20 protein-coding genes and 2 riboswitches are annotated in these 20,244 nt (G+C 71.3%); of the genes, 8 read left to right on the plus strand and 12 right to left on the minus strand.

Features of this window, described 5'->3' with window-relative positions:
- Positions 1-148: 148 nt before the first annotated feature.
- Both OOZ19_RS29360 and OOZ19_RS29365 read right to left on the minus strand, forming a co-directional pair.
- Positions 149-790: a LytR C-terminal domain-containing protein gene (locus tag OOZ19_RS29360; RefSeq protein WP_266093424.1), complete on the minus strand. Its 642-nt coding sequence runs from the start codon at positions 788-790 to the stop codon at positions 149-151.
- On the minus strand, positions 790-1,080 hold the full coding sequence (locus OOZ19_RS29365; RefSeq protein ID WP_266093448.1) for a DUF3263 domain-containing protein: 291 nt from the start codon (positions 1,078-1,080) through the stop codon (positions 790-792). The genes OOZ19_RS29360 and OOZ19_RS29365 overlap by 1 nt, the downstream gene beginning before the upstream one ends.
- Positions 1,081-1,488: 408 nt before the next feature.
- Between OOZ19_RS29365 and OOZ19_RS29370 the strand changes: the two genes are divergently transcribed.
- Positions 1,489-2,070, plus strand: coding sequence for a peptide deformylase (locus OOZ19_RS29370; protein ID WP_266093425.1), 582 nt, complete (start codon positions 1,489-1,491; stop codon positions 2,068-2,070).
- 3 nt (positions 2,071-2,073) lie between these two features.
- Here OOZ19_RS29370 and OOZ19_RS29375 read toward each other — a convergent pair whose 3' ends face one another.
- Positions 2,074-2,682 (minus strand): Uma2 family endonuclease, encoded by a 609-nt coding sequence (locus OOZ19_RS29375; RefSeq protein WP_266093426.1) that lies wholly within the window; start codon positions 2,680-2,682, stop codon positions 2,074-2,076.
- Between the two features lie 126 nt (positions 2,683-2,808).
- A riboswitch (TPP riboswitch) is annotated at positions 2,809-2,934 on the plus strand.
- Here OOZ19_RS29375 and thiC point away from each other — a divergent pair.
- From thiC to OOZ19_RS29390, 3 genes are all read left to right on the plus strand, one after another.
- On the plus strand, positions 2,928-4,577 hold the full coding sequence (thiC, locus tag OOZ19_RS29380; RefSeq protein ID WP_266093427.1) for a phosphomethylpyrimidine synthase ThiC: 1,650 nt from the start codon (positions 2,928-2,930) through the stop codon (positions 4,575-4,577). It overlaps the preceding riboswitch by 7 nt.
- A 414-nt stretch (positions 4,578-4,991) precedes the next feature.
- Positions 4,992-5,855, plus strand: coding sequence for a bifunctional hydroxymethylpyrimidine kinase/phosphomethylpyrimidine kinase (gene thiD, locus OOZ19_RS29385; RefSeq protein ID WP_266093428.1), 864 nt, complete (start codon positions 4,992-4,994; stop codon positions 5,853-5,855).
- A 229-nt stretch (positions 5,856-6,084) separates the two neighbouring features.
- Positions 6,085-8,076 carry an FUSC family protein gene (locus OOZ19_RS29390; protein WP_266093429.1) on the plus strand — a complete coding sequence of 664 codons (1,992 nt, stop codon included), beginning with the start codon at positions 6,085-6,087 and terminating at the stop codon, positions 8,074-8,076.
- A 27-nt stretch (positions 8,077-8,103) separates the two neighbouring features.
- On the opposite strand, the gene OOZ19_RS29395 is transcribed toward OOZ19_RS29390, so the two are convergent.
- From OOZ19_RS29395 to OOZ19_RS29405, 3 genes are all read right to left on the minus strand, one after another.
- A complete protein-coding gene (locus tag OOZ19_RS29395) occupies positions 8,104-9,006 on the minus strand; it encodes an ABC transporter ATP-binding protein (RefSeq protein WP_266093430.1) in 903 nt (300 codons plus the stop codon).
- Between the two features lie 13 nt (positions 9,007-9,019).
- Positions 9,020-9,412 (minus strand): GntR family transcriptional regulator, encoded by a 393-nt coding sequence (locus OOZ19_RS29400; RefSeq protein WP_266093431.1) that lies wholly within the window; start codon positions 9,410-9,412, stop codon positions 9,020-9,022.
- A gap of 70 nt (positions 9,413-9,482) precedes the next feature.
- The gene (locus OOZ19_RS29405) at positions 9,483-10,295 is read right to left on the minus strand and encodes an ABC-2 membrane transporter-related protein (protein WP_266093432.1); all 813 of its coding nucleotides are present in this window, start codon (positions 10,293-10,295) and stop codon (positions 9,483-9,485) included.
- A 292-nt stretch (positions 10,296-10,587) separates the two neighbouring features.
- Here OOZ19_RS29405 and OOZ19_RS29410 point away from each other — a divergent pair, with 292 nt between their 5' ends.
- Positions 10,588-10,962, plus strand: coding sequence for a hypothetical protein (locus OOZ19_RS29410; protein ID WP_266093433.1), 375 nt, complete (start codon positions 10,588-10,590; stop codon positions 10,960-10,962).
- A gap of 141 nt (positions 10,963-11,103) precedes the next feature.
- Here OOZ19_RS29410 and OOZ19_RS29415 read toward each other — a convergent pair whose 3' ends face one another.
- From OOZ19_RS29415 to thiO, 3 genes are all read right to left on the minus strand, one after another.
- Complete coding sequence (locus tag OOZ19_RS29415; protein WP_266093434.1) at positions 11,104-11,862, minus strand: thiazole synthase; 759 nt, start codon at positions 11,860-11,862, stop codon at positions 11,104-11,106.
- Position 11,863: 1 nt separating this feature from the next.
- Positions 11,864-12,064 (minus strand): sulfur carrier protein ThiS, encoded by a 201-nt coding sequence (gene thiS / locus OOZ19_RS29420; RefSeq protein WP_266093435.1) that lies wholly within the window; start codon positions 12,062-12,064, stop codon positions 11,864-11,866.
- Complete coding sequence (gene thiO, locus OOZ19_RS29425; protein WP_266093436.1) at positions 12,055-13,188, minus strand: glycine oxidase ThiO; 1,134 nt, start codon at positions 13,186-13,188, stop codon at positions 12,055-12,057. The genes thiS and thiO overlap by 10 nt, the downstream gene beginning before the upstream one ends.
- Positions 13,178-13,287: riboswitch (TPP riboswitch) on the minus strand. It overlaps the preceding gene by 11 nt.
- A gap of 76 nt (positions 13,288-13,363) precedes the next feature.
- On the opposite strand from thiO, the gene thiE reads away from it, so the two are divergent.
- Positions 13,364-14,038, plus strand: a complete 675-nt coding sequence (gene thiE, locus OOZ19_RS29430; protein WP_266093437.1) for a thiamine phosphate synthase — start codon at positions 13,364-13,366, stop codon at positions 14,036-14,038.
- Positions 14,039-14,354: 316 nt separating this feature from the next.
- Here thiE and OOZ19_RS29435 read toward each other — a convergent pair whose 3' ends face one another.
- A complete protein-coding gene (locus tag OOZ19_RS29435; RefSeq protein ID WP_266093438.1) occupies positions 14,355-15,473 on the minus strand; it encodes a S1 family peptidase in 1,119 nt (372 codons plus the stop codon).
- Positions 15,474-15,648: 175 nt separating this feature from the next.
- A complete protein-coding gene (locus tag OOZ19_RS29440) occupies positions 15,649-16,716 on the minus strand; it encodes a hypothetical protein (RefSeq protein WP_266093439.1) in 1,068 nt (355 codons plus the stop codon).
- 274 nt (positions 16,717-16,990) lie between these two features.
- Between OOZ19_RS29440 and OOZ19_RS29445 the strand changes: the two genes are divergently transcribed.
- The gene (locus OOZ19_RS29445) at positions 16,991-17,965 is read left to right on the plus strand and encodes a threonine ammonia-lyase (RefSeq protein ID WP_266093440.1); all 975 of its coding nucleotides are present in this window, start codon (positions 16,991-16,993) and stop codon (positions 17,963-17,965) included.
- Here OOZ19_RS29445 and OOZ19_RS29450 read toward each other — a convergent pair.
- Complete coding sequence (locus tag OOZ19_RS29450) at positions 17,949-18,704, minus strand: GntR family transcriptional regulator (protein WP_266093441.1); 756 nt, start codon at positions 18,702-18,704, stop codon at positions 17,949-17,951. The genes OOZ19_RS29445 and OOZ19_RS29450 overlap by 17 nt on opposite strands.
- A gap of 303 nt (positions 18,705-19,007) precedes the next feature.
- Here OOZ19_RS29450 and OOZ19_RS29455 point away from each other — a divergent pair, with 303 nt between their 5' ends.
- The gene (locus tag OOZ19_RS29455; RefSeq protein WP_266093442.1) at positions 19,008-20,039 is read left to right on the plus strand and encodes an SIS domain-containing protein; all 1,032 of its coding nucleotides are present in this window, start codon (positions 19,008-19,010) and stop codon (positions 20,037-20,039) included.
- Positions 20,040-20,244 lie beyond the last annotated feature (205 nt).

Raw genomic sequence — 20,244 nt, forward strand, 5'->3', positions numbered from 1 at the left:
CACGGCTTCGCCGCAAAGGCACGGCCTCCGGCCGCAAGGCAGGCATCGCTTCGCTTGCCCACTGCACGGCTTCGCCGCAAAGGCACGGCCTCCGGCCGCAAGGCAGGCATCGCTTCGCTTGCCCACTGCACGGCTTCGCCGTTTGGAGTTACTTTCCGCCCTTGCCCAGGCCCTTGTAGTCGTTGGTGATGATGGCGATGACGCCGGGGCTGGCGTCGCCGACGCCTTCGAAGCGGGGTTCCGCTCGCGCCTGGAACGCGGCGGCGACCTCCTTGGCCTGCGCCTCCTCGGCGGTGCCGGGGCGGTAGTAGACGGTCGTCGTGGGGATGATGCCGCGCGCGTAGTTGCCGACTTCCGGGACCTCGTAGCCGACGCTGCGGAAGTCGTCCGCGGCCCGGTGCGCCAAGCCCTTGATGGTGCTGTTGTTGTAGACCCGCACGACGATGTGCTGCCGTCCGTGCTCGGCGTCCGGTACTTCCGGGCGCGGCTGGTCGACCGGCGGGGCCTGCGGCTCAGGGTCCGGCATCGGCGGCGGCTCGTCGGCGGCGGGCGGCGGCTGGGCGATCGAGGAGGACGGCGGCGGTTCCTCGGAACTCGCGGGCAGCGGAGGCAGCGGCGGTAGCGGCGCCTCCGTCTGCTGCTGATCGACCGGCGGAGCGGCGGCGTCATCGGAGCCGCCGGAGACCAAAGTCGTCAGGCCGAGCACGGCCGAGAGCGCGCCCGCTCCGATGAGGGCGTAACCACCGATCTTCGCGGCGGACGGGCTGGTCGGGGGTTCCCCGGAAGTCATCAGTGCCACTCGATTCCCAGTCGGCGGGCCTGCCGGGCACGCTGCCGACTCGCCCGCACCTTGCGCAAACGTTTGATCAGCATCGGATCCACCCTGGCCGCCGCCGGGTCGTCCAACAAGTTGTTCAGCACCTGGTAGTACCGCGTGCCGGACATGTCGAACAGCTCGCGGATGGCCCGTTCCTTGCCGCCCGCGCCCTTCCACCACTGCCGTTCGAACGCGAGGATGCTCAGCTCGCGATCGCTGAGGTCCCGATCGGCCGAGGCACCGACCACCCGTTCCGCGAGCACCGAATCGTCCGATGTGGACGGTTCGACCGGCACTCGCGGCAGCGGCTCGGTGGGCGGGTCGACCGGTCGCAAGTGCCTGCCGGGCACCGGTTCCGGAGCCGCTCCGCGCTGCCCGTCGGTCCGCGCCAACTCCTCGCACTGCCGGGCGATCTCGTGCACGGTCAGCATCTGGGCGGCGTCCATCTGGCTCCTCGCGTCGCGATCCGGGGACCCCCGCGTTCGCCGGAATCACACGCGTGTGATTCCGCCCCCATTACATCACGCGCCCCCGGACGCCGTGCGCGGCCAACACGCCCGCGGCGGAGATCCGCGGAGGGCCCGACGAAGATCACTCCGATGGGCGTCGCGCGCCGCTCCGACGGCCACGCCCGGGGCACGCCACAACGGCCTACCGATATCCTCCGCCGCATGGCTGTTCACCCGATCCGCATCGTGGGCGACCCGGTTCTGCACCACCCCACCCGCCCCGTCGAGGACTTCGACGATGCGCTGCGCACCTTGGTCGACGACATGTTCGAGACGAACACCGCCGCCAACGGAGCCGGGCTCGCAGCCACCCAGATCGGCGTCGACCTGCGGGTGTTCGTCTACGACTGCCCCGACGACGAGGGCGTGCGGCACCGCGGCGTGGTGGTCAACCCGGTGCTGGAGACGAGCGCGATCCCCGAGACGATGCCGGACCCGGACGACGACTGGGAAGGCTGCCTGTCGGTACCCGGCGAAGCATTCCCGACCGGCCGGGCGAGCTGGGCGAAGGTCACCGGGTTCGACGTGGACGGCTCACCGGTGGAGGTCGAGGGCACCGGGTTCTTCGCCCGCTGCCTGCAGCACGAGACCGATCACCTGGACGGCTACCTGTACTTGAACCGGCTGGTCGGGCGCAACGCGCGGGCGGCGAAGAAAGCGGTCAAGCGCAACGGTTGGGGCGTGCCCGGCCACTCGTGGGACCCGGCGGTCGAAGGGGACCCGTTCGCCGACGACGAGGACTGACCCTCAGCGCGGGAAGTCCTCCGTCTCCAGCGTGACGTCGAACGGCGACGGCAGCTCGATCGGCTTCCCGAACGGGACGGCGTGCGATTCCCGGTAGGCGTCGCCATCGGGCTCGGAGAACACCGTGACCGTGGGCCAGCGCGGCGCGAAGCGGTCGATGAGCAGGTACAGCGGAATTCCGGCCTGCGCGTACGCCTTGTGCTTGGCGCTGCGGTCGGTCTCGGCATTGCTCTTCGATGTGATCTCCACGGCGAGCAGGGCGTCTTCGCCCGGCAGAACGACCACCGGGGTCATTCGCTCCCGCAAGACCACCAGCAAATCAGGCACCACGATTCGCGAGGTGGACGGCGTTGCGATGCCTTGGGTCTGCAGAACTTCCCAATCATCCGGCAGCGCCCGGACCAGAGCCTTGTTGACCCGGCTTCCGATGAAGTTGTGGTTCTGATCGGGCGGCGGGGACATCACGATCCTTTCCTCGATGATCTCCGCGCGCCAGCCTTCGGGAAGGTCGAGGCGGTTCCAGACCTCGACGAACGTCTCCCAGGACGATTCCTGGAGCACCGGTGCAGCACTCACAGCGCGGTCACCTCCTGTGTTGGTGTCGTCGCGCACTGTAACCTCCGGGTCTGACAAGAGTTCGTTTTCCCTGCTAGACAGCCTATCCCTGATCCGCTTCGCCGTCATCGACCCGAATCGGGGCTTGGCAGGACTCGGCGGCGGGGGCTAACGTCGTCGCCGACAACTGATCGCGGGAGCTCGCACCGGAAGCGGGCTGAGAGGGCGGCTGGATCATCCGATCCGGGGCCGCCGACCGCCTGAACCTGACCGGATAATGCCGGCGTAGGGAGTGAACGGCCATGGCCGACGCGCGTCCTTCCCTGTCCACTGCGGACTCGACTGCCACCGATACCGGTGTGACCACCGGCCCCATCAGCGGTTCCCGCAAGGTGTACCGCGAGGTCGGCGACCTGCGGGTGCCTGTGCGCAGGATCGAGCTCAGCAACGGCGAGCACCTCGACGTCTACGACACCTCCGGGCCCTACACCGACGACACCGCGACCATCGACGTCCACGAGGGACTCCCCGAGACCCGCGCCGACTGGTCCGGCGAGCACCGGACCCAGCTGGCCTGGGCGAAGGCGGGCGTGATCACCCGCGAGATGGAGTTCGTCGCCGCCCGCGAGGACCTGCCCGCCGAGCTGGTGCGCGACGAGATCGCCCGCGGTCGCGCGGTGCTGCCCGCCAACCGCCGCCACCCCGAGAGCGAACCGATGATCATCGGGAAGAAGTTCCTGGTGAAGGTCAACGCGAACATCGGCAACTCCGCGGTGACCTCCTCGGTGGAGGAAGAGGTCGAGAAGATGGTGTGGGCGGCCCGCTGGGGCGCCGACACGATCATGGACCTGTCCACCGGCAAGCGGATCCACGAGACCCGCGAACGCATCCTGCGCAACTCGCCGGTGCCGGTCGGCACCGTGCCGATCTACCAGGCGCTGGAGAAGGTCAACGGCGACCCGGCCCAGCTGACCTGGGAGATCTACCGGGACACCGTGATCGAGCAGTGCGAGCAGGGCGTCGACTACATGACCGTGCACGCCGGAGTGCTGCTGCGGTACGTGCCGCTGACCGCGCAGCGCGTCACCGGCATCGTCTCCCGCGGCGGCTCGATCATGGCCGCGTGGTGCCTGGCGCACCACCGCGAGAGCTTCCTCTACACGCACTTCTCCGAGCTGTGCGAGATCCTGCGCGACTACGACGTCACCTTCTCGCTCGGCGACGGCCTGCGGCCCGGCTCCATCGCCGACGCCAACGACCGCGCCCAGTTCGCCGAGCTGGAGACGCTCGGCGAGCTCACCCGCATCGCCCGCGAGCACGACGTGCAGGTGATGATCGAAGGCCCCGGCCACGTGCCGATGCACAAGATCGCGGAGAACGTGCGGCTCGAAGAGGAGCTGTGCGACGAGGCGCCGTTCTACACGCTGGGGCCGCTGACCACCGACATCGCGCCCGCCTACGACCACATCACCTCCGGGATCGGCGCCGCGATGATCGCGCAGGCCGGGACGGCGATGCTCTGCTACGTCACGCCGAAGGAGCACCTCGGGCTGCCCGACCGGGACGACGTGAAGACCGGCGTGATCACCTACAAGATCGCCGCGCACGCCGGTGACCTCGCCAAGGGGCACCCGCGCGCTCAGGAGTGGGACGACGCGCTGTCCAAGGCGCGCTTCGAGTTCCGCTGGACCGACCAGTTCCACCTGGCGCTCGACCCCGACACCGCGAAGGCGTACCACGACCAGACGCTGCCGGCGGAACCCGCGAAGACCGCGCACTTCTGCTCGATGTGCGGACCGAAATTCTGCTCGATGAAGATCACCCAGGACGTGCGCCGGTACGCCGAAGAACGCGGCCTCACCAGCGTCGAGGCGATCGAGGAGGGCATGCGGGAGAAGTCCGAGGAGTTCACCGGCTCCGGCGGCGAGGTCTACCTCCCCATCGTCGGCTGACCCGCCGAGGTGAACGGACCGGTTGTCCCACCTCGTTGGACGAACGGTCCGTTCACCCGCTTCCGGAGCGCACACCACGAGGCGGCACCGGCACTGCCGAGCGGGAGTGAACGGACCGTTCGTCCCATCCGGTTGGTCGAACGGTCCGTTCACTCCCACCGGCGCCGCTCACAGCAACGCGGCTGGCCCGGCCACCGGCACGGCTCGGATCGGGGTGAACGGACCGCCTGCCCCATCGGATCGGACGAACGGGCCGTTCACGCGCTTCCGGGCACGCTCGCCGGTGCGCCCGATTCGGGGTGAACGGACCGGTCGTCCGATCCCGTTGGACGAACGGGCCGTTCAGCCCGGGCCGGGGCGGCGGGTTTCGAACGGGCCGGATCAGCGGACGAAGGGGGTCGTAGCATGGACCGGATGCACGCGAAACCCGCCCACCTGCGACAACCGGCGCACGACACGGCGCCGCCGACGGCGCTGACCATCGCCGGCTCCGACTCCGGCGGCAGCGCCGGCATGCACGCCGACCTGCGGGCCTTCTTCTCCTGCGGGGTGCACGGCATGACGGCCGTGACCGCGGTGACCGTGCAGAACACCGTCGGCGTCACCGGGCTCGTGGAGATCCCGCCGGAGACCGTCGCCGCGCAGATCGCCGCCGTCGCCTCCGACATCGGGGTGGACGCGGCGAAGACCGGGGTGCTGTCGTCCGCCGCGACGATCGAAGCCGTCGTCGCGGTCTGCGACGAGCACGGCATCGGGCGCACCGGCCGCACCCCGTTCGTCGTCGACCCCGTCGCCGCGTCCCGCAGCGGTGAGCCGCTGCTGCGCCCGGACGCCCTCGACGCCCTGCGCCGCCAGGCCTTCCCGCGCGCCACGCTGGTGACGCCGAACCTCGACGAGGTCCGGCTGCTCACCGGCCTGGAGGCGCGCAGCCGGGACGACCTGCTGGACGCGGCGAAGGCGATCCACGACTTCGGCCCCGACTGGGTGCTGATCAAGAGCGGCCACCTGCTCGACGACCCGGAGTGCGTCGACCTGCTGTTCAACGGCACCGACGCGATTCCGCTGCCCGGCCCGCGCTATTCGACGGAGCACACGCACGGCGCGGGCGACGTGTTCGCCTCGGCGATCACGGCCGCGCTGGCGAAGGGCGCGTCGATGCCGGACGCCGTCGCCGCGGGCAAGCGGTTCGTGACGCGCAGCGTGGAGCACGCGTACCCGCTCGGCTCGGGCGTGGGGCCGGTGTCGACGTTCTGGCGGGTGAGCCCCCGCTCGCTCTGATACGGCGAACAGACGCGTAGCTGAGACCGGCTCGGCCACGGAACAGGCCGAAATCGAGACTTGAGTTACCGGATTGGGTGATTTTTAGCGCCACGGGTAACTCACAAGGCGGGTTTCGTCGACATAAAGCGTGAGGCATGCGGCAGCCCCCGCCGGTGAGCACCGGCGACGCGCGCGCTGCGCCTGCCCCCGCACACTCAACGAGAACGTCAGGAGCGAAGCGACCGCCGTGGCAGCACCCGGGTGGACGACCATGAAGAACCGGCTGATCGCCGGACTGAACACCGAGGCCGGTGCACCCGACCTCAGACAACGCCAGTACGCGATGGCGGTGCTCGTCACTGCGGTGGCCGCCACCGCGGTCGGCTGGCTGCTCGACCTGCGCACCCCCGCGCTCATCGGCGGGCTGACCGCCGTGTTCGCGCTGGTCGCCGCCGGCGGCCAGTCGTTGCGCTCGGACCTGCACCGGTTCTCCTGGTTCGGGCCCGCGCTGGTGCTGGTGATGGCGGTCGGGCCGCTGCTGGACGGCATCCCGGTGCTCGCCGGGTTGCTGGTCGCGGCGGTCGTGTTCGGCTCCGGCATGCTGCCCGCGCTCGGCGAGCAGTACCGGGTCAGCGGGCAGACCTTCGCCGCCGCCACCCTCGTCGCGACCACCACCGGCATCGGCGCCGGGCAGCCCGCGTGGATGCTGTTCCTGTCCACCGCGGCGGGCGCGGTGTTCGCGCTGGTCCTGCGCGTGCTCATCGGGATCGGCGACCCCACCCGCGCCACCCGGCACGCCGTGGCCCGCACCCTGCTCGAACCCGGGCCGGGCGTGCTGGAGATCGCGGCGAGCGCGTGGCGCGCGGACGGCTCGATCACCTGGCTCGGCCAGGTTCTCGCCGGTGCCGCCCGGTTCCGCGCGGCCCGCGAAACGCTGCTGGCCCAGGCTCAGCAGGCGGACCGGATCGAAGCGGAACGCTTGCACCGAATCGTCGTCGAAGCGGACCTCGTCGCCGCCGAACTCGCCCGCGCCGTGCGTTCCCGCGCCTGCAGCGGACTGCCCGCGATGGCCCGCGTCGACCCGGCGCAGGCCGTCGTCGCCGAAGGCGGGCGGCAGGACCTGCCCGAAGCGGTGCGCGGCATGAACGAGGGCCTCGACCGCATCCGCGGCGCCGTCGTGCAGCGCACCGAGGCCGCGGCCAGCCCGCCCGCACCCGGTGGCCGTCGCCAGCGGGCCCTCGGTGGGATCAAGGCGCACCTGTCGCTGCGCTCCTCGCTGTTCCGGCACGCGCTGCGCTGCACGCTCGCCGTCGGCGTCGGCATGGTCATCGTGCTGCTGCTGCACGACCCGTCGGCCTCGACGCTGCTGCTCGGGCTGTACGTGGTGCTCGCGCCCGCCGCTCGGGACAGCATGAACGGCGCGCTGGAACGCACCGGCGGTGCCGTGCTCGGCGTGGTCATGCTGTCCGTGCTGATCACGGTGCTGCCCGGCGTCTACCTGCTCGTCCCGGTGGTGGTCGCGGGCATGCTGCTCGGGGTGGAGCGGCTGCGCACCGACTACCAGGTGCTGCTGAGCTCGTTGATCGTCGTGACCGTGATCGACCAGGCGATGCGGCTGGACCGGCCGCTGGCGAACATCGCGATCAGCTTCGCCTCCAACACCGCCGTCGGCGCCGCCATCGCGCTCGGCGTGGGCTACATCAGCTTCATCGTGCTGCCCAGCAGCATGGTCCCCGACGTGCGCGGTGCCGTCCGCTCCACCGTGTGGTCGGTGTCCGAGCTGCTGCGCAGCGTGCGCGCCGCCGGTCAAGGCCACGAGGTGCACGCGGCGATGCGGTCCGCGCACGTGCTCGCGCTGCGGCGCACCCAGGACCTGCTGGGCATGCCCGCGCTGCTGGACGACCCCGAGTCCGACGAGGACAAGCACGCGACGCGGGCCGCGGCCATCGCGCTGGACGCGCTGCGCCAGGACGTGGCGACGCTGGCGTTCCGGCCCGAGAACGAACGGGCCGTCGCGGTGCCCGCGCTCAAGGCGGTGGACCAGCTGCTCAGCGGTCGCAGCACGGCGAAGATCCCCGACATCCAGTCCACCGGGGCACCCGCCACGGAACTGCTGGCCAGCTCGCTGGTGGAGAACGCGCTGCACGCGCGTTCCGCGATCGACCGGACGCTGGGCAACGAACCGTGGAAGAGCTACACGATCAACTTCGTCCGCACCGAACGCCTCCGCATCCGCTGAGTCCGAGCGCTCCGGTGGCGGCGCACCTCATCGTCGTCCGCCACCGGCCTCGGCGAGATCGCCCTCGGCCCGGTCCCGGCCGGAGTTCAGGTATCCGAGGACGAGGCTCTCCAAAGTGGGCATCTCCGCCGCCCACCCATCAGGAGGCGGCCCCCCGTCCCGCATGAGGAGCGTCGCCTGCCGCTCGGCACGGCGCTCGTGGACGAGCGCGCCCGCCGGGAGGGGCACTTCGTCCGCCGCCGAGCCGATCAGGAAGCGGTGCTCGTCGAGGAGCTCGTCGATGTCCCCTTCGAGCCGAACGCTTCCGCGGTCGAGCAGCACGAGGCGGTCGCACAGATCTTGCAGGTCGTGGAGCTGGTGCGAGGACAGCAGCACGGTGGTGCCGCGCTGCGCGACCTCGGCCATGAGGGTGCGGTGCAGGTCGTCCCGGGCCAGCGGATCGAGCGCTGCCGCAGGCTCGTCGAGCAGCAGCACGTCCGGTTCGCGGGCCAGCGCCAGCGCGAGTCCGACCTGCGCCCGTTGCCCTGTCGAGAGCACGCCCGCCCGGACGTCCAGCGAGATTCGGTGCCGATCGAGCAGGTCGTGCGCGGTCCGCTGGTTCCACCGTTCGTTGAGCTCACGCCCCAGCCGGAGGTGCTCGCCCACCGTGAACGCGTCGTACAGCGGCTTGTGCTGCGCGAGGAACGCGGCGGCGGGGTGCATGCGCCGGTGCACCGGCCCGCCGAGGATGAGCATCCTGCCTTCCGAAGGCGGCATCAGCCCGGCCGCGATGGACAGCAAGGTGCTCTTGCCCGCGCCGTTGGCACCCACCAGCGCGGTGACCGAGCCACGGGGAAGCGCGAACGTGGCGTCGCGAAGCGCCCAGGCCCCGCGGAACCGCTTGCTGACCCGGTCGGCGTGCAGCGCGGGCTGCTCGGAGTCGAAGGACATCAGGGCGTCCTGCCTAGTTCGTGGTGTGCGGAAATCTCTCGTCGCGGAGGTCCGCGTAAAGGGCGTCGACATCGTCGCGATCCAAGCCGGCGTGCCGTGCTCGATCCATCCATCCGGCCAGCTCTCGACGCAACGGGGAGTCAGCCGCGGTCTGGGTGGTGGCCAACGACTTACGCACGAACGTGCCCACGCCGCGCTTGCCCTCGACCAGGCCTTCGTGTTCGAGCTCGCGGTAGGCCTTGAGCACGGTGTTCGGATTGATCGCGGTGGCCTCCACGACCTCCTTGGCCGTCGGCAGCCGGTCCCCGGGCGCGAGCAGACCCAGCCGGAGGGCCTGCCGGGTCTGCTGCACGATCTGCATGTAGGTGGCCACTCCGGATCGCCGGTCGATCCGGAATTCGATCACGGCCACGACCATAACATTTCACTACGCAAATAGCGTGGAAAACCGGGCGGCGGGGCGGTCCGGATCCCCTTCACGAAACACGGTCGCTCAGCAGCCGCACCGCACCGGCCAGCAACAATCCGGCGACGACCAGGAACAGCACCGACTCGATGAGCTGCATGGGCCAGAAGTGCTCCGGGCTCATGAGAGTGGAGTAGTAGCGACCGCCCTCGCGTCCCGCCACCGCATTCGCCATCGGCTGACGCAGCAGTTCCACGACCAGCCACCGCGACAACGCGAAACCGGCCAAGGTGATCGCCATCGCCCCCACGGCGTGCTTGGTCGCGACTCCCGCGAACACGCCCAACGCGACGGCGAAGATCACGTACACGGCCGGGAGCACGCCGCTGTTGTCGTGAGCGATGAAGGAGAAGACCCCTTCGTTGTCAGGTCCCGCGTTCCCCACCGAACCGATCGATCCGCGCGTCGACCAGCTCAGGACCGACACGACCACGACCGCGGGCAGCGCGGAGACGGCCGTCTTCGTGAGCAGCCAGCGGCTCCTGCTCACCGATTGGGTCAACGACAGGACGTGCGTCCCGTGCTCCAGCTCGCGGGAGAACAACGGGGCGGCTGCGAACACCCCGATCAGCGCGGGCACCGCGATGAGCACCAGCTCCGCCGCCTTCATCAGGTCGTAGTAGCGATCCTGGAAGACGTTCACCGGCGGCATGCATTCCAACGGGTAGCGGGACAGGCCCACGCACCTCTCCAGCAGCGCGTCCGAACCGATGTAGGCGGCCTGGCTGAAGTGCAGCAGCGCCAGCAGCGTTCCACCGATCAACAGCAGTCCGCCCAGCACGAACAACTGCGCGCGCTGGCTCCGATACGCGACCCAGATCATGAGCGCACCTCCAGCTCTTCCCGTCCCGCCCGGTGATCCACTCCGGGCGATACCCCGGCGATCCGCTGTGACATCACATGCTCCTTCGACGTCGTGCCGCACTCTCCTCCGCGAACCGGCGCTCGCCGCGTCGGCCCCGGAGATCTCAACGCAACGTACACTATTCACTAGACAACTAGTGTTTTGGTGTTAGCGTCGTGCCCAGGTGCCGGTGGAGCCGAAGGCTTCCCGCACCCCGCACGACATCACCGATCACCGGACGATCCACGTCGCCCGGGTAAGGAGCACCAACATGTCCGTTCACAAGAACAAGCGGCTGCTCATGACCGCCATCGCGACGGCCACCGCCGTCGCGGGCGGCGCACTCGGCGTGACCACCGCGTTCGGCTCGCCCGCGGAGCCCGCCCAGGACGCGGCGACCGGCAAGACCGGCAAGACCGGCACGCTGATCGTCCGCAACGAGACCGCTTCGCCGCAGGACGTGACGGTCGCGCAGGACGACGAGGAGTACGGCCACAGCCTCCTGCCCGGCGAGCGCTTCGACTTCGCGCTCCAGGGACACGGCGCACCGGTGATCACCGCGCACGGCCAGGAGATGCAGGTGAGCCCGGACGGCTCCGATTGCCGGATCACGGGTACCGACGTGCTGCAGTGCATGAACCCGTGATCACCCTGATCTCGCCCTGACGGGCTTCTCTCAGAATGATCTGAGCAGCAGGCCGTGCCCTGGCACGCTCACCACGAGCGCGCCAGGGCACGGCGTCCGTTCAGCTGTTCGCGGATCTCGCCGAGGCGGATCGGCAGGGACTCAGGGCTGGGTGGGGCTGGAGGCCTTCGCCCAGAAGCGCTGCGGGATGCGGCCGGCTTGCGAGGCCAGTCGGCCCGCGTCGACGGCGGCGCGCATCGCGGCGGCCATCCGCTCCGGGTCCTGGGCTCGGGTGACGGCGCTGGCCAGCAGCACCGCGTCGCAGCCCAGCTCCATCGCGAGCGCCGCGTCGGAAGCGGTGCCGATGCCCGCGTCGAGCACGATCGGCACCGTCGCGCGGGACACGATCATCTCGATGTTGTGCGGGTTCCGGATGCCCAGGCCCGTGCCGATCGGCGAGCCCAGCGGCATCACCGCCGCGCAGCCCACGTCGGCGAGCCGGGTCGCCAGCACCGGGTCGTCGTTGGTGTAGGCGAGCACCACGAACCCCTGGTCGACGAGCTGTTCGGCGGCGTCGAGCAGCTCCACCGGATCGGGCAGCAGGGTGTCCTCGTCGGCCACGACCTCCAGCTTCACCCAGTTCGTCTCCAGCGCCTCCCGCGCCAGCTGCGCGGTGAGGACCGCTTCCGCCGAGCTGCGGCAGCCCGCGGTGTTCGGCAGCGCCTCGATGCCGAGCCGGTGCAGCAGGTCGAGCACGCCGGTGCGCCCGCCCGCGTCGGCCCGGCGCATCGCCACCGTCGTGAGCTCGGTGCCCGAGGCCAGCAGCGCGCGCTCCAGCACTGCCAGGTTCGTCGCGCCCCCGGTTCCCGTGATCAGCCGCGAGCCGAACTCGCGCCCGGCGATCGCCAGTGGATCGTCCACGTCAGCCTCCTTGCACCGCGGTGAGCACTTCGACGGCAGCTCCGTCGTGCAGTTCGGTGGCCGCCCAGGAGGCCCTGGGCACCACGGTTCCGTCGACGGCGACGGCGACCCCTCGTTCCGGCACGCCGAACTCCGTCAGCACGGCGGCCAGCGTGGCGTCCTCGTCCACCGGCCGAGCCGATCCGTTGATCACTACCCGCACGGTTGCCCTCCTCTGTCGTCGGAAACGGGCCGCGCGCCTCGTCCGGGGTCGGCGGCGGTCGCCGGGGACTCCGCGCCGGACAGCGCCGCGAGCACCGCGTCGGCCGTGATCGGCGCGAGCAGGAAACCGTTGCGGTGGTGCCCGGTCGCGGCGAGCACGCCCGGTTCCAGCTCGCCGATCAGCGGCAGGTTGTCGTGCGTGCCAGGCCGGAGCCCGGCGATGGCCTCGACCAGCGCGTACTCGGCGAGACCCGGCACCAGCCGTTCCGCGTCCACCAGCAGGTCCCGCACCCCGCCGACGGTGACGTCGAGGTCGAACCCCGCGTCGTGCTGGGTGGCGCCGACGACGAGCCCGCCGTCGTCGCGCGGCACCAGGTAGACCTGCCTGCCGTGCACCGGACCGCGCACCGTCCGCGTCGGGGGCGGCAGCGCCGTGGCGCGCGCCCGCAGCCGCAGCACCTCCCCCTTCACCGGGCGGATCCGCCCGGCCAGCCCGGGGTGCAGGTCACCGGAGTGGGCACCGGCGGCGATCACCGCGACGTCGCAGTGCGCGGTGCCGTCGGAGAGTTCCACCGCGCCGGGCCGCACCCGCAGCGCCCGCCCGTCGCGGAAGTCGACGCCCGCCGCTGCCGCCGCCGCCCGCAGCGCCGCCAGCGCCACCCTGTTGTCCACGGCGAGATCACCCGGCACTTCCAGGCCGCGGCGCACCGCGGGCCCCAGCGAGGGTTCGGCGCGGCGCAGCTCACGACCGCCGAGCCGGGTGACGCTGCGCCCGAGGGACGCGAGGTGATCGGCGAGCATGTCCAGTTCGGTCCGGTCGGCGCCGTCCACGCCGACGACGAGCGTGCCCTCCTCGCGCAGCCCGGCGGGCAGGCCGGAGTCCGCGGCCAGTTCCGCGGCGAACTCGGGCCAGCGCCGCAGCGAGGCGGAGCCGAGCTCCAGCAGTTCCTCCTCGCCGGGGGATGCTTCGGCGACGGGCGCGAGCATGCCGCCCGCGACCCACGACGCGGCGCGCTCACCGGCGTCGACGAGCTGAACCCGGTGCCCCGCGCGGGCGGCTTTCCACGCGACGGCGAGACCGATGATCCCGCCGCCCACGACGGTGACGGCTGACTGCTGCGACATCTACGCTCCCTGCGCCGGCATGACCCGGATCAGGTTCGACGGTCGGGGCGTTCGCCCCCTCTCAGTCCGGTTCTTCTCCGGACTCCCGTGCGGACCACCACCTACCGTACTCACTCCGGCAGGTGAGGTCAGCATCCGGCCGGTGCCCTCCCCCGCTGCGGATACCCTGGGAGGCATGCCCGGATTGGACGGTTACGGCATCCGCACGCGGCTCGCCGACGCACGGCTGTACCTCTGCACCGACGCGCGCGGTGAGCGAGGTGATCTGGCGGAGTTCGCCGATGCCGCGCTGTCCGGCGGCGTCGACATCATCCAGCTGCGGGACAAGACTTCCGGTGGCGCACCGCTGGAGGCGCGCCAGGAGCTCGCCGCGCTGGAGGTGCTGGCGGAGGCGTGCGTGCGGCACGGCGCGCTGCTGGCGGTGAACGACCGCGCGGACGTGGCGCTGACCGCGGAGGCGGACGTGCTGCACCTGGGCCAGGACGACCTGCCGGTGCCGGCGGCGCGGCGCATCGTCGGCGACGAGGTGGTGATCGGCCGGTCCACGCACGACGTGGTGCAGGCGGACGCGGCGGCGACGGAACCGGGCGTGGACTACTTCTGCACCGGGCCGGTGTGGACGACGCCGACGAAACCGGGCCGCGAGGCGGCGGGGCTGGAGCTGGTGCGCCACGCCGCGGAGCACCGCGGGCACGGCAGGCCGTGGTTCGCGATCGGCGGCGTGGGGCACGCGAACCTCGCCGAGGCGGTAGCGGCGGGCGCGGACCGCGTCGTCGTGGTCCGCGCGATCACCGAAGCCGATGACCCGCAGGCCGCAGCCGAATCCCTCCGCGCAGGCCTCCCGAACTGACCCCGCCCCCGAAGGCTCGTCGACCATCGCCCTGCTCAGCGGCGAAGCCGCTGAGCAGCGACCACCATGCCCACCGGCACCGCCGCGGGTTCTCAGCGTCCTCCTCGTGAGGACAGCAATGTTGCGTGTGGCGGAGCCACTCGAAAAGTTGATCCCGCGGCGAGAAGGACGCTGGGGTTCCGCCCACCGACCCCTAAAGCACAACGAGCCGTCAGGAACAACAAAGCGGGCTGCACCTCGTGGGGCTGAGGTGCAGCCCGCTCTGGGCTGGATCAGGCGTCACCCGGACCTGAGGGGCAGGTTCGGGCCCCCTGGCTCACTGGGTGAGCAGGGTGAGGCCGTAGGCGTCCAGGATCTCGTTGACCGGCTGGAAGTACGTGGTGCCGCCGCTGGTGCAGTCGCCCGAACCACCGGAGGTCACGCCCTGCGCCTGGTCGTCGGACAGCCACGAACCGCCGGAGTCGCCGGGCTCGGCGCACACGTCGGTGCGGGTGAGGCCCTCGACGGTGCCCTCGGCGTAGTTCACCGTCTGGTTCTTCGCCTCGACGGTGCCGCAGTGCCAGCCGGTGGTGGAACCGGACCGGCAGATCGAGGCGCCTTCCGCGGCCTCGGTCGAACCGCCGACGCCGACGGTGCCGCCCGCGTAGTCGTTCACCAGCGGCTGCGGGGTCTCACCGGACGCGGTCTCCACGTAGGAGTAGTCGTCGCCGGGGAACGAGGAACCGGCGAAGGTGCCCGACGGGGTGCTGGTCGTGTCGCCCTCGTTGCCGCAGTGCCCGGCGCTGACGAAGCCGCCTTCCACCGAGAACCCGACGGAGCAGCGGGCGCCGCTGCCGATCATGTAGGCGTTGCCGCCGACCACGTCGGCCAGCAGGCGCGGGGCTTCCGCGGACTCGACGACCCGCACGGCCTGCTGGTCCACTCCGGTGGAGCGCACGAACTCGGTGGCCGTGGCGGCCGAACCGGTGGCGGCGGTGAGCACGACCGAGTTGGCGGCCGAGTCGAGGTACCACCCGGTGACGCCCTGCGGGGCCTGGTGGGCGTTGAGGCCGTCCACCACACCGCCCAGCTGCGCGGTGCTGAACTCGACCAGCTTCGCTTCGGCTCCGGCGGCCCGGACCTCGTCGATCAGGTTCGAGTCGGTGACGCCGACGACGAGCTTGCCCAGGTCGGCGTCGTAGCGGGAACCGCCGAACGCGTCGCCGAGCGAGCCGCGCAGGGTCTGGTTCGCGGTGTTGGCGATGGCCTCGCTGTGCAACCGGGCCTGCGCCTGGTCGGCGGTGAGGCCGAGGTCGCGCTGCATGGCTTCGAGCTGGGTGGCGGCCTTCTCCGGCGCGGGTGCGACGGTGGCCGAGGCGGGCATGGTGAAGGCGGCGACGGTTCCGGCGGCCAGCACGATCGTCCCGGCCACTCTGGCCGCGAGCTTGCGCGTCATAGGTTGGTCTCCCTACTCCTTGAGGTGGGGCTCAAAGATCCCGACGGGGAGCAAGTATTGGTGGGGACCACCCATCCGCACATCCTCCTTTCGCCGCATCAATCGACGAAGAAATCCCGGTTAACCCGCTTTTCAGCGGGATAACCGGGAATCATCACCATCAGCGTCTCTTCGATTACGGAGCGTCGACCCTTTCCTGCTGCCCGATCTCGCCGCCGGGAACACCGGTTCCCGACTCCTGCGGCTGCTCGGCGCCGGTGGTCCGCCCGGTGGTCGGGGCTTCGGACGGCCCGGTTTCGCGAGTCGGTTCCGTCGCGTCGCTCTGCCCGGACTCGCCGGGCTCGCCGGGCGCGGTCTGCTCGCCGCTGGACTGCTCGGACGTGGCGGAAGTGCCGGGTTCCGACTGCCGCGTGGAGCTCGGTTCCGCGGACTCCTCCTCCTGCGGCGCGGGCGCTTGCTCGCCCTGCTTCGCCGCCGGGGTGAGCACTCGGCCGATGGTGGTGCCGCGGTCACCGCCGGAGAGCGGCTTGCCGAGGACCCCTTCGAACCCGGTGATCACCAGCATGCCCAGGCCGAACATGAGAGCGCTGGTCACTGCCACGACTCCCCAGCGGATGCCCCGGCCGACCCGCGGCGCGGCTTCGGTCGCCCGCTCCTCGGTGGCGCCCACCCGGCGGGTGGCGTCGGCCGCGTTCGCCTCGGCGTTCCAGGCGAGCATCCGGGTCCGGGCTTCGGCTTCCGCCGCGCCGGTGTCCATCCGCCTGGTCGCGTCGGGGTCGTGTTCGACCTGCTCACCGCCCGGCCACTGCATCGCGCCGGGCACCTGGATCTTGCGGGTGACCTCCTCCCCGGGAGCCCGGTGCGGCGTCGTACCGGTGGCGGCGTGCGCGCGCGGTCGCGGCGGTGGCGGTGCCTGGAGGGTCGCCTTCGTGGCGCGCTTGAGCGCCGCGCGGGCGGCGAGGACGTTCGGCTTCTCCTTGGTGGTCTCCAGCTTCTCCTTGGTGGTCTCCAGCGAACGCTGGTACAGGGCACCACCGACGGTGATGACGACGCTGGTCAATCCGGCACCGAGCACGGTGCCCGCGACCCCGAGGTACGACCCGAGGAACGCGGCGGTCACCGATGCGAGGGCGCCACCGGTGACCTGGGTGCCGGACAATTCGATCTTCTTGGATTTCTTTTCAGCGGCCTCGTCGTTGTCGTCGGTTCCGGTCGCCCCCCGTTCGGAATTCCCCTTCGCCATGTGGCTCCTACTTACTTCGGCGCGCTCTCTGACCTGTCAACGGATGATCTCGCCGAGACTCTCCCGATTGTTGCGCTTTCGTGATAACTGACACTTCGGGTAACACCGCAACCGCACGCGGTTTCCACGAAGATCAGTGCGGAATTGAGCACAATGGATGATCGAGTTCCGACCCGGGCGGCCGGTCGATGCGCACGACCATTCGGCCGCATCACCGCACCGCAGGTCAGCAGCCCCCTGGGCGAATGCGCCGGGATCGGCCATGATCGCGGTCATGGATTTGGTGACGCCGCAGGACATCGAGGCCGCTCAGCACCGCATCAGGACCGTCGCGGGGCCGTCGGCCGCGGTGCGCACCCCGCTGCTTCCGCTGATCGGAATCGAAAACCGGGAAATCTGGGTGAAACCGGAGAACCTGCAACCGACCGGCGCGTTCAAGATCCGCGGCGCGCTGAACGCGATCGCCGCGCTGCCGGAGCCGGTCCGGGCCCGCGGCGTCGTCGCCTACTCCAGCGGGAACCACGCCCGCGCCGTCGCCCACGCCGCGCACGCCTTCGGAGTCCCCGCGACCGTGGTCGTCCCGCACACCGCGCCGGCCGCGAAGATCGCCGCCACGCGGGAGCTGGGAGCCGAGATCGTGCCGGTGGAGGCCGCCGACCGGGAGAGCACCGCGAAGCGGATCACCGCCGAGCGCGGGGCGACGCTGGTGCCGCCGTTCGACGACCTCGCCGTCATCGCGGGCCAGGGCACCGTCGGCCTGGAGATCGCGGCGGACCTGGACGTGGACGTGGTGGTGGTGCCGGTCAGCGGCGGCGGCCTGCTGTCCGGGGTCGCCACCGCCATCCGCGCGCGGCGGCCCGCGGCGAAGATCATCGGGGTGGAGCCGGAGCTGGCGGCGGACGCGCGCGAGAGCCTGCACGCGGGCCGCCGGGTGTCCTGGCCGGTCGGGCTGCGCACCCGCACCGGCGCCGACGGCCTCACCGCGCAGCCTTCCGAGCTGACCTTCCGGCACCTGTTGGAGCGGGTGGACGACATCGTCACCGTCTCCGAATCGGAGATCGACGCCGCCGTCGGTCACCTGGCCCGGCGAGCTCGGATCGTGGCCGAGCGCAGCGGCGCCGTCGCGGTCGCCGCCTGCCTGCACCGGGAGCTGCCGCCGGGCCGCACCGTCGCGGTCGTCTCCGGCGGCAACATCGACGCGGGAGACCTCGCGAGCCTGCTCGGCCGAGCCGTCACTTCGGGGGGTTGAGGCGGGCGACGAACTTGTAGCGGTCGCCGCGGTAGATGGAGCGGACCCATTCGACGGGTTCACCGGCGGCATCGAAGGAATGCCGGGACAGCAGCAGCATCGGCAGGCCCACGTCGGCGCCGAGCGTCTCGGCCTCCTCCGGGCTGGCCAGCGCGGTCTCGATCGTCTCGTCGGCGTGCCCGAGCTCCACGCCGAAGTGCTCCCGCAGCACCCGGTACAGCGACCCGCCCGATTCCAGCCGGGTGGTCAGGCCCCGGAAGCGGGACAGCGCCAGGTGCGTGGTCTCGATGGCCATCGGCTCCCCGTCGGCGAGCCGCAGTCGCCGCAGCCGCAGGGCCGTCGCGCCCGGACGGGTGCCGAGCAGGGTGGCGAGCTCCTGATCGGCGGGTTCCTCCACGACCTCCAGCAGTCGGGAGGTGGGCTGGCGGCCCTGGGCCCGCATGTCCTCGGTGTAGCTGGACAGCTGCAGCCGCTGCGCGACCTTCGGCTTCGCCGCGAAGGTGCCCTTGCCCTGCACCCGCAGCAGCCTGCCTTCGACGGTGAGTTCGGCGAGCGCCTGGCGCACCGTGGTGCGGGAGACGTCGAACTCGGCGGCCAGCGCGCGTTCGGTCGGGATCGGCGATCCCGGTGGCAGCGATCGCAGCATGTCCAGCAGGTGCTGCTTGAGCCCCCAGTACTTGGGTTCGCGCTGCGCGCGCACCGGGGTGTCCGCCCCGCCGGACACCGACGTTTCCAGCATCTGTCCTCCTACCGCCGAGCCTCGCCCCTGACGTGATGGCCGCGACCGCGTCACCCGCGCACGGCCCGGTGGAGCCATCGCCCCGCACGAGCGCTGACTCCGGTCGGCTCACCGCACGCCGCGCCAGGACTGTCCAGCATGCCTGAACAACGGCACGATCATCACGTTCTCCCCAGTTTTCCCACATTGGTGATCTTGAGGCGAACGCCGGGTGGCAGCAGGAGTGTCACACGGGTCACTCTCGGGAAAGCGGCACGTTGGTTAGCATTGGTCTAGACCTGATCGGCCGAGTGAGAGGCACCCATGAGCGAGGCGAACCCCGGCCAGAGCATGCGAGCCGAGATCGACGAGCAGCCGCGGATCTTCGCCGACCTGCTCGCCGCCACCGACATCGCCGCCGTCGCGGCCACCATCGCGCAGCGCAAACCGCGCTTCGCGCTGCTGGCGGCCCGCGGCTCCAGCGATCACGCGGCGCTGTACGCCAAGTACCTGATCGAAGTCCTGCTGCAACTGCCCACCGGGCTCGTCTCGCCGTCGACCACGACGCTCTACGGAGCGCAGCCCGACCTCAGCGACGTGCTGCTGCTGACCGTCAGCCAGAGCGGCGGCTCCCCCGACCTGATCGAGGTCACCGACTCGGCCCGCCGTCGCGGCGCGACCACCGTGGCGATCACGAACACGCCCGGCTCGACGCTGAACTCCACCGCCGAGCTCGCCGTGGACGTCCGCGCCGGCCAGGAACAGGCGGTGGCCGCGACGAAGACCTACAGCGCCACCCTGCTCGCGCTGTACCTGCTGATCGACGCCGTTCGCGGCGGCACCGGGCAGGACGCCGCAGCCCTGCCCGACCTGGCGTGGCGGACGCTGGAGGAGAGCTCCGACGCGGTGGCCGAGGCGGTGCACCGCTACCGGTTCGCCGGACGGCTGGTGACCACCGCTCGCGGCTACTCGCTGGCCACCGCGCTGGAGGCCGCGCTGAAGCTGGCCGAGACGAGCTACCTGCCCGCCCGCGCCTACAGCGGGGCGGACCTGCTGCACGGACCGGTGGCCGCCGTGGACGCCGAGACGGCGGTGCTCGCGGTCAGCGGCGAGGGCAAAGGCGGCGCGGCGATGCGCGACGTGCTCGACGCGGTCCGGGAGCGCGGCGCCGACGTCTGCACCCTCGGTTCCGGACCGGCCGCGGCGCACCACATCCCGGTGCCCGCGTGCGCGGAGGAGCTCGCGCCGGTCCTGGAGATCCTCCCGGTGCAGCGGCTCGCGCTGCGCCTCGCGGTGGCCCGCGGCGGCGACCCGGACCGGCCGCGCGGGCTGTCCAAGGTCACCCGCACCCGCTGATCCGTTCCGGACCCACTCGTCTTTTCGGACGAAGGACGCTTCGGCGATCCGCCGCTGGTACCGGGACCTGCCAAAACGGTCCCAACGGGGAAACCCGCTGCGTCCGGCCCGTGCGCACTGGAAAGTAGGAGCCCGCCTCACCGAGGGGGCGGGGTGAGGCGGGCAGCGTCAGATTACGCCGAACGGGTCACAAATGACCACCGCT

This window comes from Saccharopolyspora sp. NFXS83 (assembly GCF_026241095.1).
GTDB lineage: Bacteria > Actinomycetota > Actinomycetes > Mycobacteriales > Pseudonocardiaceae > Saccharopolyspora_C.